The 12,341-nt window shown below is 61.2% G+C and carries 15 protein-coding genes; 12 read left to right on the plus strand and 3 right to left on the minus strand.

Going from position 1 to position 12,341, the window contains the following annotated elements; all coding sequences use genetic code 11:
* The first annotated feature begins 23 nt into the window (after positions 1 to 23).
* The gene (locus tag DXY16_RS01925; RefSeq protein ID WP_115119044.1) at positions 24 to 563 is read left to right on the plus strand and encodes a DUF721 domain-containing protein; all 540 of its coding nucleotides are present in this window, start codon (positions 24 to 26) and stop codon (positions 561 to 563) included.
* Here DXY16_RS01925 and DXY16_RS01930 read toward each other — a convergent pair.
* From DXY16_RS01930 to DXY16_RS01940, 3 genes are read right to left on the minus strand one after another with little or no spacing between them, the layout of a single operon-like run.
* Positions 557 to 2,407 carry a glycosyltransferase family 39 protein gene (locus DXY16_RS01930; RefSeq protein ID WP_115119046.1) on the minus strand — a complete coding sequence of 617 codons (1,851 nt, stop codon included), beginning with the start codon at positions 2,405 to 2,407 and terminating at the stop codon, positions 557 to 559. The genes DXY16_RS01925 and DXY16_RS01930 overlap by 7 nt on opposite strands.
* Complete coding sequence (locus DXY16_RS01935) at positions 2,407 to 3,495, minus strand: glycosyltransferase (RefSeq protein ID WP_244281492.1); 1,089 nt, start codon at positions 3,493 to 3,495, stop codon at positions 2,407 to 2,409. The genes DXY16_RS01930 and DXY16_RS01935 overlap by 1 nt, the downstream gene beginning before the upstream one ends.
* A gap of 26 nt (positions 3,496 to 3,521) precedes the next feature.
* Entirely contained in the window at positions 3,522 to 4,484 is a 963-nt protein-coding gene (locus DXY16_RS01940; protein WP_115119050.1) for a DMT family transporter, read from the minus strand.
* A 53-nt stretch (positions 4,485 to 4,537) separates the two neighbouring features.
* Here DXY16_RS01940 and sppA point away from each other — a divergent pair, with 53 nt between their 5' ends.
* From sppA to serS, 11 genes are all read left to right on the plus strand, one after another.
* Positions 4,538 to 5,347 carry a signal peptide peptidase SppA gene (gene sppA, locus DXY16_RS01945; RefSeq protein WP_115119052.1) on the plus strand — a complete coding sequence of 270 codons (810 nt, stop codon included), beginning with the start codon at positions 4,538 to 4,540 and terminating at the stop codon, positions 5,345 to 5,347.
* Entirely contained in the window at positions 5,344 to 5,739 is a 396-nt protein-coding gene (gene aroH, locus DXY16_RS01950) for a chorismate mutase (protein ID WP_115119055.1), read from the plus strand. Before sppA ends, aroH begins: the two co-directional genes overlap by 4 nt.
* A 98-nt stretch (positions 5,740 to 5,837) precedes the next feature.
* Positions 5,838 to 6,473, plus strand: a complete 636-nt coding sequence (locus DXY16_RS01955; protein ID WP_115119057.1) for a DUF2808 domain-containing protein — start codon at positions 5,838 to 5,840, stop codon at positions 6,471 to 6,473.
* 60 nt (positions 6,474 to 6,533) lie between these two features.
* On the plus strand, positions 6,534 to 6,671 hold the full coding sequence (rpmH, locus tag DXY16_RS01960; protein ID WP_115018477.1) for a 50S ribosomal protein L34: 138 nt from the start codon (positions 6,534 to 6,536) through the stop codon (positions 6,669 to 6,671).
* Between the two features lie 31 nt (positions 6,672 to 6,702).
* Positions 6,703 to 7,101 carry a ribonuclease P protein component gene (rnpA, locus tag DXY16_RS01965; protein WP_115119059.1) on the plus strand — a complete coding sequence of 133 codons (399 nt, stop codon included), beginning with the start codon at positions 6,703 to 6,705 and terminating at the stop codon, positions 7,099 to 7,101.
* Positions 7,098 to 7,508: a PH domain-containing protein gene (locus tag DXY16_RS01970; protein ID WP_115119061.1), complete on the plus strand. Its 411-nt coding sequence runs from the start codon at positions 7,098 to 7,100 to the stop codon at positions 7,506 to 7,508. Before rnpA ends, DXY16_RS01970 begins: the two co-directional genes overlap by 4 nt.
* A 68-nt stretch (positions 7,509 to 7,576) precedes the next feature.
* The gene (yidC, locus tag DXY16_RS01975; RefSeq protein WP_115119063.1) at positions 7,577 to 8,725 is read left to right on the plus strand and encodes a membrane protein insertase YidC; all 1,149 of its coding nucleotides are present in this window, start codon (positions 7,577 to 7,579) and stop codon (positions 8,723 to 8,725) included.
* Positions 8,722 to 9,255, plus strand: coding sequence for a DUF177 domain-containing protein (locus DXY16_RS01980; protein ID WP_115119065.1), 534 nt, complete (start codon positions 8,722 to 8,724; stop codon positions 9,253 to 9,255). Before yidC ends, DXY16_RS01980 begins: the two co-directional genes overlap by 4 nt.
* Positions 9,248 to 10,762: an AAA family ATPase gene (locus DXY16_RS01985; protein ID WP_115018468.1), complete on the plus strand. Its 1,515-nt coding sequence runs from the start codon at positions 9,248 to 9,250 to the stop codon at positions 10,760 to 10,762. Before DXY16_RS01980 ends, DXY16_RS01985 begins: the two co-directional genes overlap by 8 nt.
* Before the next feature lie 81 nt (positions 10,763 to 10,843).
* Positions 10,844 to 11,005 (plus strand): hypothetical protein, encoded by a 162-nt coding sequence (locus tag DXY16_RS14555; protein WP_170953791.1) that lies wholly within the window; start codon positions 10,844 to 10,846, stop codon positions 11,003 to 11,005.
* Between the two features lie 41 nt (positions 11,006 to 11,046).
* Positions 11,047 to 12,324 carry a serine--tRNA ligase gene (gene serS / locus DXY16_RS01990; RefSeq protein ID WP_115119067.1) on the plus strand — a complete coding sequence of 426 codons (1,278 nt, stop codon included), beginning with the start codon at positions 11,047 to 11,049 and terminating at the stop codon, positions 12,322 to 12,324.
* The last annotated feature ends 17 nt before the right edge of the window (positions 12,325 to 12,341 follow it).

Below are 12,341 nucleotides of genomic sequence, written 5' to 3' on the forward strand. Positions count from 1 at the left end.
CACGGACCAGGACGGCAACGGCGATGGCACGGGCCCCAAAATCCCAGCGTCGCCCTTTCGGCAAAGGGGAACTGCTGCAACCACCGCCGCCCGCCCCGGCCCAGTCCCTCAGCGCCTGCCTGGAGAGATTGCGAAGCCAGTGGCGACGTGACGGCTCACTGGCGGCCATCTGGCAAGACTGGTCCAAATTGGCTGGCGCACAACTGGCGCCCCATTGCCGGCCGCTCAATCTTCAGGGCGACGTTCTGATCGTGGGAGCCAGCCACCCGCAATGGCGCCAAGCCCTGCTCTATAGCCGACCCCAGCTGCTGGCCTCCCTGCGGGCTGCAGGCCATGCCATTAAGGATCTCCGCATCCAACAGCACCACAGCCAGCCAAGACCATACCTGGAAAGCGAAGCAGCAGTCTGGGCCCGTCATCCCAGCCGCATTGATGTCCACGGCATGGAGACCTGTCCCCGCTGCGGGCGCCCCTCGCCAGCAGGTGAGATGGCCCTCTGGGGCCATTGCGGCTTCTGCAGACGAAGCGAACTGGCAGCCATCACCCCGACGGACTCTCAGTAGCGCTCAGGTCTGGGCTCCCGCCAGTCAGGGGTCACGCCTTGCTGACGCAACTGCCTGGCTCGGGCCTCCAGACGGCGGCGATCCACTCGCCAGAGCCGATAAATGCCATGGCTCGCCAGCTTCTGCGGTTGCAGTGCCTGCCAATGCTCCGACTCACTCGTCCGACCATCGATCACCACAAGGGCTGTGGGCTGCTCTTCCACACTCGAGCCGCGAAAACCGCGACGGGACATCTCGGAGCGGAATCGATCAACGACATTGACCAAGGCCGCCTCAGAAATCCCCTCATAAATCACCACCTGATCGGTATAAAAGTGCAGCGATGGCTTCATGGCTCCAACCATCGCCAGTGGTTCCACACCGACGGATTGACGTTCGCGCACGATCGCTTCGGCCACCTGGCGAACGGGGACCTGTCGCACCCTGTCTCCCAACAGCATCATTGGGACCAAAGCCACAAGCTGAAATACCACCAGGGGCCCCTGCATGGCCAACAGCCTTCCAGGCTGGGGGCGCCACCACAGCCAGGCACCAAGCACCACAGCGACACTGAGGCACACCGCAGCCCTCAGAACGAAGCCGCTGGCCAGCAGCTCAGCGGGGAGGGTAGGCATCTCCGGATCATCGATGAGGGGCACCCAGAGACCTGCACCCCAAAGCCCCGCCGCCAACACCAAGGCCAGGAGCACCGATCCCAGCCAGCACCAGCTCTGGGCACGACGCGATCGACTGGGATCCGGGAGCAGAGCCAGGGCGATCAACAAGCCTGCAGCAGGAGTGGCCGGCAGCCAATAACTCGGCAGCTTGGTGGCGGCAGTGGTGAACAACAGGAACACCGCCAGCAACCAGCAGGCCGCGAACATCTGGAGGCTCTGATCAGGTGTCGAAGGTGGGCGTCGACGCACCAGCCCCTGCACCACCTGAGTGAGGCCAAGCAGCACGAGGGGGGTGAACGGCAATGCGGCGATCAGCAGCACCGGAACAAAAAACCACCAGGGCTGCAGATGACTGTTCACCACAGAGGTGAACCGCTGAAAATTGTGGTATCCAAAAAAGCTGTCCCAGAACGGCTGGCCCTCCACAAGCAACTCCAGGGCATACCAAGGGAGGCTGATCAGGGCAGTGATTGCGAGACCCGGTAATGGACGGAGCTCACACCAAAGTGCTCCGAGATTGCGGCGGGCCAGCCCAAACAACACCAGTGAGATACCGCTGAGCACCACGGCCACAGGGCCCTTCGTCAGCACGGCTAGGCCGAGCACAATCCAGGCGAGCCACCACCGACGCCCTCCCGAGGCATGACAGCGCCATTGACAGAGAAGGCTGATGGCAAGAGTGCCCGATAGCAACCCATCACTGACGGCGGTGCGGCTCCAAAGCAACACCAGAGGTGAAAGAACGAAGGCAAGGGCGGCCGCAAGGGCTGTGCGACGTGGGGTGAAATCGTTGCTCTGCGGAAAGCGCAGCAACGTGTCAGCCAGCATCAGCAACGTGCCCAGCGTGCCGAGAGCGGACGGCAAACGACCGGCCCAAGTCCCTAAGGGATCCCACTCCGACTGGCCTGGGAGGGAGTACCCCAATCCCATCAACCAATACACGAGGGGAGGCTTGTCATAGCGAGGCAGTCCATTGACACGGGGAGTGAGCCAATCACCGGTGCGAGCCATCGCCCGTCCAGCCGCCGCAAATAATGGTGGAGTTTCATCCACCAAGCCATTGCCTCCGAGCTGCCAGAAGCAGATCAACAGACCAACAACAAGCACCAACAGCAGCCCGCGACGTCGCTGACGCGGCGTCAGATGGGGGGAAGCGACGGTGGCCACGGCCTCAGGGGAGCTGGTCATCAGGAGATGCTGCCATCCTCGGTCTCTAGACCTGCCCTGATCCAGGCCTCCACACGCTCAGCGAAGACGTCCTGACTGGCATGGGTCTCGACCCAGCGTCGGCAGGCAAGACGCTCAAGGCTGGCTGCACGCACGGTTGCCTGCCGAAGCGCATCCACGTCATCGGGCGGAACCAGTAGGCCGGTCAGACCATGCTGAACGAGTTCACCAGGTCCACCGCGGTTGTAGGCCACCACAGGCACACCGCAGGCCATGGCTTCCACCACCACATTGCCGTAGGCCTCATTCCATTTCGGTGTATTGATCAAAGCCCTGCAGCACCCAAGCTCTTTCTGCAAGGCGTCGGTGGGAAGGAAGCCACGCCAATGAATGGTGCCTGGTGGGACCCCGGCCTCAACGCGCTTGGCGTAGGCCTCGTCTTCACGCATCCCCCAGACCCACAGCGGCTCACCCAACGCTGCGGCTACGGCAGCCGCATCCTCAAGACCTTTTTCGGGAGCAACCCGACCAGCCCAACCGAGTGGGCCATCGGCACCGGATTGGAATTGATAAGCGCTGAGATCGAAACCATTGCCGACCACTCTGGGGGGGGCGGGCAATGAAAAATCTGATGCTTGGGCCTGGGTATGAAAGGCGAGACGACGCTGATCCCAGCAGGCGAGAGCAGCAATCTGCTCGTCCATCACTGTGGACACTGATCCCATGCTCACCAAGTGAAAGAGAGCCTGAGGCACCTGCGGAGTGAGCCAGAGCGGCAGCCAGTCGTAGCCGAAATTCAGCACTGCATCCGCCTCATGCCCCAGGGCTAAGGCCCTCTGCCACAGTCGCGGCAGCAGACCATCAGGGGGAATCACCACAGCTGCTTGGCGCTCAAGGTGCTGCCAGCTCGGCTGATCTACGCCAACCACGGACTCAAGGCGAAGGTCCTGATCGACAACGGGGGGGGCGGAACCCTGCCCTGCCACCAAAGTCAAGCGGTGCCCCCGCTCCAGAAGGCCACGCACCAAAGACGCCAAAGTGAGCTCCACGCCACCACCTCGACCACTGCCGAGGTAACCGATCGGTGTACTGACTAAGACCAGATCCATCGGGCGGCACGATCTCTCCTTGCTGGTCATCCTCCAGACCCTCCGGCTGCTCCAATCACCGCCGAGGGCCCGTGCTCCCACCAGCGCCGACGCATGCTCACGAGCACCACAGAGAGCAGGACCAACACAACACCGACCCATTGCAGCGGCGCCAACCTTTCAGCCAGCCACACACCCCCGGAGGCAAGCGCAAACAGCGGGGTGAGGAATCCGAGGCTGGAGAAAGCGGTGAGTTCACGATGGGTGGCAAACCAGAAGAACAATCCGTAGGCCACAGCACTGCCCAGCAGGCTGGCGTAGGCCATCAAGAACCACTGGCCTGAGCCCCATTCAGGGACAAGGGGATAGGCCGGATCCGCAAGATGCCAAACCAGCAAGGGCAGTCCACCCAACACCATGTGCCACCCGGTCACACTGACGGGATGACTGGCGCTACAGGCATAGCGACTGATGACCGTCCCCAAAGCCATGGCCACTGCCGCGGCCAGCATCCAGGCAGTACCGCCCTCCCAAAGACCAGAGAAGGGAACGGCGTCTCCCAGCAGCCACCAGTGACGCAGCAGATCGGTGGGAACCCCAAGGCAAACAATCCCCGCCAGGCCCAGCATCAAACCGAACCAACCCACCGGATTGATCGCTTCGGCGAACAGGCTTCGGGCCAGAAGCGCCACCATCAGGGGCTGGGAGTCGATCAGAACAGAGCCAAGGCCGGCGCCTGTTTCCCGCAACCCTCGGGCCAAACAGAACTGGAACAGAGTGGCATCAATCAGCGTGAACACAACGAACCAGATCCGGTCCTGAGGTGCAATCCTCCATGACGCACCCAACGCTGGCAGCGCCAGAAGCAGGGCAATACCCGCCGGCACCAGGCGCAAAGCCGCCACCAACTCCGGGCCACCGGATTCGAGCAATGGAGCCATCGCCGCCATGGCTGTTCCCCAGAGCGCGAAGGGCAACACCATCAGCAGCCCGAGGCGAATCGACACCATGGCGGCAGATCACAGGCTCCTTTTTAAGATCTGATCGATAACGACTGACGAATATGGTCTGGCCCTGGCGCCGCAAATCCCGGCGACGGATGGCACGCATCACCATCGAAGGGGCGATTGCGTCACCCACCCGCAAACGGGTTCTCAAGGCACTACGGGAGGTGGAGCAACGGGAATTCCCGGCTCTGCTACTCCGCATCGACAGTCCCGGCGGCACCGTCGGTGACAGTCAGGAGATCCATGCGGCCTTATTGCGACTGCGCGACAAGGGCTGCCATGTGGTGGCCAGTTTTGGCAACATCTCCGCTTCGGGCGGGGTGTATGTCGGCGTCGCAGCCGAGAAAATCGTTTCCAACCCGGGCACGATCACCGGATCCATCGGCGTGATTCTGCGGGGTAACAACCTCTCCAAACTGCTCGAGCGGATCGGGGTCCGGTTTGAAACGGTCAAGAGTGGTACCTACAAGGACATCCTCTCCCCTGACCGAGCCTTGACGGCGGAGGAAAGGGAGTTGCTGCAGGCCTTAATCGACAGCAGCTATGACCAATTCGTGGAGGCGGTTGCGACAGGCCGGGGGCTCAGTACCGAAGCAGTGCGTCAGTTCGCTGATGGCAGAGTTTTCAGTGGAGCCCAGGCAAAAGAGCTTGGCCTTGTGGATGAACTGGGCGATGAGGAACGCGCTCGTGCTCTCGCCGTGGAATTGGCCGATCTGGACGAGAACTGCAAGCCTGTCACCCTTGGCAAACCAAAGAAACAGCTGCTGGCCCGACTGCCAGGTAGCAGCCTGGTCAACAGGCTGAGCGACATGCTTGAGACAGAGCTGTCCCATTGCGGCCAGGCCCTCTGGCTCTATCGCCCATGACCCGCCCTTCGATCGCCAACGGACTGGCCCTACGGGGATTGCGGGGGGCCACAACCTGTGGTGACAACAGCGTCGAGGCCATCGAAGTGGCCGTGCATGAGTTGGTCACCTGCCTCGTCGAGCGGAACGCCCTGGAAGCGGACCGAATTGTGTCGGTGACGTTTTCGGTCACCACCGATCTCGATGCCTGTTTTCCAGCAGCGATTGCCCGACGCCAGCAGGGATGGGACGAGGTGGCACTGCTCGATTGCCAACAAATGGCTGTTCAAGGCGACCTCAAACGCTGCATCCGGCTCCTCGCCCACGTTTGGCTGCCAGCCGAGCAAAGCCCTTGTCATGCCTACCTTGGCGAGGCCTCTCGGCTGCGGCCAGACAGATCTGGTTACAACTGACAGCTCGAACGCCGGCCCAGGCTCTTCCGATCTTCCTCACTCTCCAAGACAATCAGGACACAAGTCATGCCGATGGCCGATGCCATCGTCTTCACGAGATGTCTGATCCCACCCCTAACTCCTGTGTCCAGAGACTGCGTCGGTTCGGTCTCACCGGCGGCATGGTCGGAAGGGTCACCCTGACCGGATTACTGGGGGCAGCATCCCTCATCCCAACCCTGCCTCCCAGCGAAGTGCAGGCCCAGGCCACCCCTGCACTGCTGGAGTTTCGCTGGGAGGACAACAAGGACTACAAGAAGCTCTATTACTGGCAAAGCTCCACCCGCCCACTCGACAGGGCCAGGTACTACCTGATGCTCCGCCCCAAGGACCGCAAAAATGCAATTCTGAAACTGACCATCACGGTGCCGGATTATTTCGACGCCAAGATCAAGCCTTCAGGGCTCAAACTCTGCAAGATGAAGCTGGGGGGAATGCTCTCCAGGAGCCAATGCGAGGAGACTCTGCCCGCGGTGTTTGAAGTGAACGAAAAGCAAACGGCCATCGAGGTCTTCCCAGACGTGCCGGTTCCCACCGGGGGCACCTATGCCGTGGTCATGAAAATCTTCAACCCAAGCAGCGGCGGCATGTTCCAATTCAATGCCTTGGCACAAGCTCCTGGCGACGTGCCGGTATCTGGTTACCTCGGAAGCTGGAGCATCGACATCGACAACAGCGGAGCCAACGGCTTCTGAGCGGTCATCCCAACTGATAAATTATCGAATTGACGACAGGCCGGGCGCCGAAATTCCATCATGACGAAACGAACTCTCGGTGGCACCAGCCGCAAACGCAAGCGCGTTTCCGGGTTCCGCGTGCGCATGCGCACCCACACTGGTCGTCGTGTGATCCGCACCCGCCGCAAACGCGGGCGCTCTCGTCTGGCTGTCTGATTCAACGGCTCACCTCGCTCAGCATTTACCGATGGTCCTGCCGACACCGATGCGTCTGCGGGGCCATCGCTGTTTTGATCGCTTGCATCGCGACGGCCGACGTCTGAACAGCACACACATGCTTTTACGGATTGTCGATGCCAGGCCGAACTTGCTGAGGCCCTTCATCGCCTCTGCCGAGAAAGCCTCCCCCCAATCCCGTCGATGCCGATGCGGTGTGGTGATCAGCAGCAAGGTGAGTAAACGCTCCGTTGTGCGGAACCGTCTACGCCGCCAACTTCACAGCCACCTGCGCAAGCGGCTGGAGACCAAACCAGAGCTAGGACGCCACTGGCTTCTCCTCAGCATCAAGCCCGGAGCGGTCGAATCGGGGGCTCCGTTGCTGGAAGAATGCGACAGATTGCTCACAGACGCGGGACTGCTTCCATGACAACCACCATTCAGGAAGACACCTTCTATGAAGGTGGGCCTGCTATTGGCGATCTGATCTTCAACCTGCTGCTTGGGCTAACCCTGATCGGCATTCCATTCGCAGTCGGAGCCATTGTCCGCGCACTGTGGTTGCGCTTCCAGATCACCAGCCGTCGTGTTTCCGTGAGCGGTGGCTGGAAGGGAAAAGACCGCAGTCAAGTGGTCTATAGCCAGATCCGTGAATTGCGTTGCGTTCCCCGCGGCTTCGGAGCATGGGGCGACATGGTTCTGGTGCTCTCTGACGGTTCCCGCCTGGAAATGCGCTCGGTGCCCAACTTCCGCGCCACTGAGGCCTACATCCTCGAGCGAATCGACCAGCGTTCAGCCAGCAAAGACGAGAGTGAGTCCAAAGGCTTCGCTGCCTGATCCCCCACCCTCCTCCTGCCTGTTGCACACTGGCAGTGCTTCTCTGACCCCTCTTCAGGACCTTCATCGTGATCGGATACATCTCCGACAACCTGCTGATTCCAATCCTCGATTTCTTCTATGGATTGGTGCCCAGCTACGGCCTGGCGATCGTGGCGCTCACTGTTGTGATCCGCCTGGCGCTGTTTCCCCTCAGTGCCGGCTCCATCCGCAGTGCTCGACGCATGCGCATCGCCCAGCCAGTGATGCAGAAACGGCAAGCCGATATCAAATCCCGCTTCGCCAACAATCCCCAGAAACAGCAGGAAGAGCTCCAGAAGCTGATGAAGGAGTTCGGCAGTCCCCTGGCGGGATGCCTCCCCCTGCTCGTGCAGATGCCGATCCTGTTCGCACTGTTCGCCACCCTGCGGGGGTCACCGTTTGCAGATGTGCCTTACACCTTCAATCTGAAGGTGCTTCCCGCAGATCAAATTGCTGCGGTTGAACCCAAACCGTTCAACACCGCAAGCCACTCGATCTTCATTACCGAAACCGATCATGTTCCCGTGATCGGAAGCCTTCCTGGCGGGACCAAACTCGGAGCTGGCGACAGCGCCAAGATTCAGCTGCAGACCAAGACGGGCGAAAGCTTCAGCCAGGTCTTGAGCGGAGTGAGTGATGGCCAGAAATTCCAACCTGATTGGTCCGTCACCAAAGGGGATGGGGTGGTATCTGTCGCCGCTGACGGCACGATCAAAGCCATCACGCCTGGTGATGCCACTGTCGAGGGCAAGATCCCAGGCATCGCCGCTCGCAGCGGCTTCCTGTTTATTAAGGCTCTTGGCCAGGTTGGCTTCTACACCGATGGAGCCGTCAACTGGGATATCGCCATTCTGGTCGGTGGCTTTGGCTTGAGCCTGTTTGCCTCCCAGCTGCTGTCTGGCATGGGGATGCCTGCCAATCCACAACAGAGCACCGCGAACAAAATCACTCCTGTGATGATCACCGGCATGTTCTTGTTCTTCCCTCTGCCAGCGGGGGTGCTGCTCTACATGGTGATCGCCAATATTTTCCAAGCAGGTCAGACCTTCCTGCTCACCCGAGAGGCTCTTCCTGACAACCTTCAGACGATCCTTGATGACCAGATGAAGCAGAAGAAAACAGCTGGCGCAACCGCCGGTGCGGGTGGCCAGGGGGGATCAAGGCTTCCCTTCGAACCTCGTGGTGGAAGCAAATGATTCCAGGGCTTGAGCCCGTTCCGCTTCGAGACCTCCAAACCCTGGCGACCGCCAGGGTTTGGCCTGTGGAAGGTCAACTCGACGATCTCCCCTCCCTCACCCCAGTGCGTGGCGAGGTGAAGGCCGAGCATCGGGGCAACCTGCTGGAGGTCAGCGGGTCTCTGAGCACGATCATCAGCCTGTGCTGCGATCGCTGCCTAGGCCAGTTCAACCAACAACTCACTGTTCAAACGGAAGAACTGATCTGGCTCGGAGATGGGCAGTCGGTCGAAGCACTCAGCGGAGCAGAACTGGATGCCGACGGCCCGGACGGTCTGATCGAGAGTCTCGACCCCCGTGGCAGCTTCGAACCCGAACGCTGGGTGTTTGAACAGCTCAGCCTTCAGCTTTCTGTCGTCAATCGCTGCGGCGACGCTTGCCCAGGTCCTCCAAAACCGGCGAAGTCCACCGCAACGGCCACGGCCTCAGACCCAGTTGATCCTCGCTGGAAGTCCTTGCAACAGCTTCGGGAGAACAACAGCAATGCTTGAGCTTTGGAGTGATCAGCTCGACCTGCTGATCCGTGCTGGCACCCCACTGATCTGGATCCGAAGTCCCGAAGAAGAGCGCGTCGAGACCCTGCTCAACAAGGCCGTGACCCGCCTTGGCAATCGTCGACTCGCCACCTGGAACTTCATCGATGGTCTCGGAGGAGTGCTCAACAATGATGGGCTGGGGGCTCGTCAGCCGATGGCCATCCTCCAGTGGTTGCAGGAGCTAGAAAGCAGCAACCCTACGCTGCTCCTGCTTAAAGACTTCCATCGCTTCTGTGAGGACCCTGGGGTCGCGCGGATGCTGCGCAACCTCACCACCCGTCTGCGCGAACAACCCCACACCCTGGTGCTCTGCTCCGGTGCTTGGTCTCCACCAGAAGAACTGGAGGAATCAATCACCCTGCTGGACCTTCCCCTACCGCGTGAGCAAGAGATCCGCCCACTGCTCCAGTCGATTGCCCAGGCGAGTGGCACCCCGTTGGATGGAGAGGTGCTGGAAGAACTCACCCATGCCTGCAGCGGCCTCAGCGAGGCGAGGGTGCGCCACGTCGCAGCCAGAGCCCTGGCGCAACGCGGCGCCCTCAGCCGCCATGACCTGGCCGATGTGCTGGAGGAAAAACGGCGTGCTCTCGCCCGCAGTGAAGTGCTCGAGTATTGCCATACCAACGCGGACCCAGCCGACATTGGAGGGCTCGATGCGCTTAAACATTGGCTAAACCAGCGCCATCAGGCGTTCTCCGATGAAGCACGCAGCTTCGGCCTACCCCTACCCCGGGGCGTGCTGTTGGTGGGGCCCCAGGGCACTGGAAAATCGCTGACCGCCAGGGCTGTCGCCCATAGCTGGTCGATGCCGCTGCTGCGTCTGGATGTGGGGCGTCTGTTCGCAGGTCTGGTGGGAGCCAGTGAGGCGCGCACCCGGGAAACGATCCAACGAGCCGAGGCGATGGCCCCGTGCGTGCTTTGGATTGATGAGATCGACAAAGGATTTGGAGGGGATGCCCGCAGCGACGGCGGCACCAGTCAGCGCGTGCTGGCCACCGTGCTCACCTGGATGGCAGAAAAACGCTCCGCAGTGTTTGTAGTAGCGACGGCCAATGCCGTCGATCGCCTACCGGCAGAACTACTGCGCAAGGGGCGGTTCGATGAGATCTTCCTGCTCGATCTGCCTGCCCCAGCGGAACGGGAGAGCATCCTTTCGCTGCACGTGACAAGGCGGCGACCGGGCATTTCCCTTCCCCTAGGAACCGTCGTGGGGCGAACCGAGGGCTATTCAGGGGCCGAATTGGAACAAACAGTGATCGAAGCGATGCACCTGGCCTTCGCCGAGCGCCGAGAACTGAACGAAAGCGATCTGATCAAGGCAGCCACACAGTTGGTCCCCCTCTCCCGCACGGCCCGAGAGCAGCTAGAAGCTCTCAAGCGCTGGGCAAGCAGCGGCAGGGCCAGAGCCGCCAGCAGCAGCCACTCGCCCTCCACCCGTATTACGCCAAATGAAGAACTCTGACGCGGCGTAAAGAGCCCTGGCTGGGACCTGGGCAAGCCGTTGCACCCTCCTTAGCGTCGCTTCAATACAAAGGGAGCGGGCGTGAACCGATTCAGCGATCTCACCACCCAATTGGCTGTCGCATGTCTCGGTGCCGGTGTGATTACCACCGTCGCAGTCGCTCAGGGCCAGAACCCCCTCACAGCCCTAGGAATCACGCTGTTCTCCGCCGTCGCAGCCGTGATGATTGGCCAGGTGCTCTAAGCACCAGCGCCTAGGCTGCCGGCGCCGCGATCCAAACCGCCGTGCTTGATCAGCGCCTGGTGCGTGACAACCCCGATTTCATTGCCCAACAACTTGGGCGCAGAGGGTTGGATGTCGACCTCACCGGCCTGCAGTTGATCGCCAACCAGCAACGTGATCTCGAGGAACGACGAAGCTCCCTTCAAGCAGAAGGCAACACTGTTGGCAAACAGGTTGGCTTGAAGATCAAAGGTGGTGCTGACCCGAAGGGCAGTGAAGTCGCCGAGTTGCGCCACAGGGGCAACACCATCAAGCAGCAGGTTGCCGTACTCGAGGAGGAGGAGAAACAGCTGTCCTCAAAGCTGCGCGAGCAACTCCTGAGCTTCCCGAACCTGCCGTCTGTTGACTGTCCAGAGGGACGGAGCGAAGCCGATAACAAGGAAGTGCGTCGCTGGGGTGAGCCCCGCAAAGCCGAGGGCCTTGAGGAGCATTGGCAGATCGCCGATCGACTTGGCCTGCTCGAGACAGAGCGCTCTGTGCGGATCGCCCAGAGTCGCTTCGTCACCCTGATGGGCCAGGGCGCAAGGCTCGAGCGGGCACTGATCAATTTCATGCTCGACCTGCACTGCAGCAAGGGGTACAAGGAAGTGCTGCCGCCGGTGCTCGTGAATAGCGCCAGCCTGCAGGGATCGGGTCAGCTACCCAAATTCGCCGAAGAAAGTTTCCGCTGCGCCGACGACGACCTCTGGCTGACACCCACCGCCGAAGTTCCGGTGACCTCGCTCCATCGCGACGAAATCATTCCGGCTGATCTACTCCCTGTCCGCTACGTGGCCTACAGCCCCTGTTTCCGCCGAGAGGCCGGTAGCTACGGCCGGGACACGCGTGGGCTGATCCGCCTGCACCAGTTCAACAAAGTGGAGTTGTATTGGTTCAGCCATCCCGATCAATCAGACCAGGCCCACGCGCAGATCACCGCCGATGCCGAAGCGGTGCTCCAGGCCCTGGATTTGCCCTATCGGGTGCTTGACCTCTGCACCGGCGATATCGGCTTCTCCGCTGCGCGCACCTACGACCTGGAGGTCTGGCTTGCCGGGGCAGGGGCCTACCGCGAGATCTCAAGCTGCAGTGTTTGCGGCGACTTCCAGGCTCGCCGCTCCTCGATCCGCACCAAAGAGGGCAAGGCCACACGCCTTGTGCACACCCTCAATGGCAGTGGCCTGGCCATCGGCCGCACAATGGCGGCCGTACTGGAAAACGGCCAACAAGCCGATGGCAGCGTGCTTCTTCCAGAAGCTTTGGCGCCCTACTTCGGTGCCGACCGTCTCCAGCCAGAATGACGATCCTGATAACGACA

This window comes from Synechococcus sp. UW105 (assembly GCF_900473935.1).
In the GTDB taxonomy this organism is placed as follows: Bacteria; Cyanobacteriota; Cyanobacteriia; order PCC-6307; family Cyanobiaceae; genus Synechococcus_C.

Excerpts from the sequence above, each read along its gene's own strand:
- DXY16_RS01925 (WP_115119044.1), top strand. The coding sequence starts at position 24 with ATGGCACGGGCCCCAAAATCCCAGCGTCGCCCTTTCGGCAAAGGGGAA.
- DXY16_RS01930 (WP_115119046.1), bottom strand. The coding sequence starts at position 2,407 with ATGACCAGCTCCCCTGAGGCCGTGGCCACCGTCGCTTCCCCCCATCTG.
- DXY16_RS01935 (WP_244281492.1), bottom strand. The coding sequence starts at position 3,495 with ATGGATCTGGTCTTAGTCAGTACACCGATCGGTTACCTCGGCAGTGGT.
- DXY16_RS01940 (WP_115119050.1), bottom strand. The coding sequence starts at position 4,484 with ATGGTGTCGATTCGCCTCGGGCTGCTGATGGTGTTGCCCTTCGCGCTC.
- sppA (WP_115119052.1), top strand. The coding sequence starts at position 4,538 with ATGGTCTGGCCCTGGCGCCGCAAATCCCGGCGACGGATGGCACGCATC.
- aroH (WP_115119055.1), top strand. The coding sequence starts at position 5,344 with ATGACCCGCCCTTCGATCGCCAACGGACTGGCCCTACGGGGATTGCGG.
- DXY16_RS01955 (WP_115119057.1), top strand. The coding sequence starts at position 5,838 with ATGTCTGATCCCACCCCTAACTCCTGTGTCCAGAGACTGCGTCGGTTC.
- rpmH (WP_115018477.1), top strand. The coding sequence starts at position 6,534 with ATGACGAAACGAACTCTCGGTGGCACCAGCCGCAAACGCAAGCGCGTT.
- rnpA (WP_115119059.1), top strand. The coding sequence starts at position 6,703 with ATGGTCCTGCCGACACCGATGCGTCTGCGGGGCCATCGCTGTTTTGAT.
- DXY16_RS01970 (WP_115119061.1), top strand. The coding sequence starts at position 7,098 with ATGACAACCACCATTCAGGAAGACACCTTCTATGAAGGTGGGCCTGCT.
- DXY16_RS01980 (WP_115119065.1), top strand. The coding sequence starts at position 8,722 with ATGATTCCAGGGCTTGAGCCCGTTCCGCTTCGAGACCTCCAAACCCTG.
- DXY16_RS01985 (WP_115018468.1), top strand. The coding sequence starts at position 9,248 with ATGCTTGAGCTTTGGAGTGATCAGCTCGACCTGCTGATCCGTGCTGGC.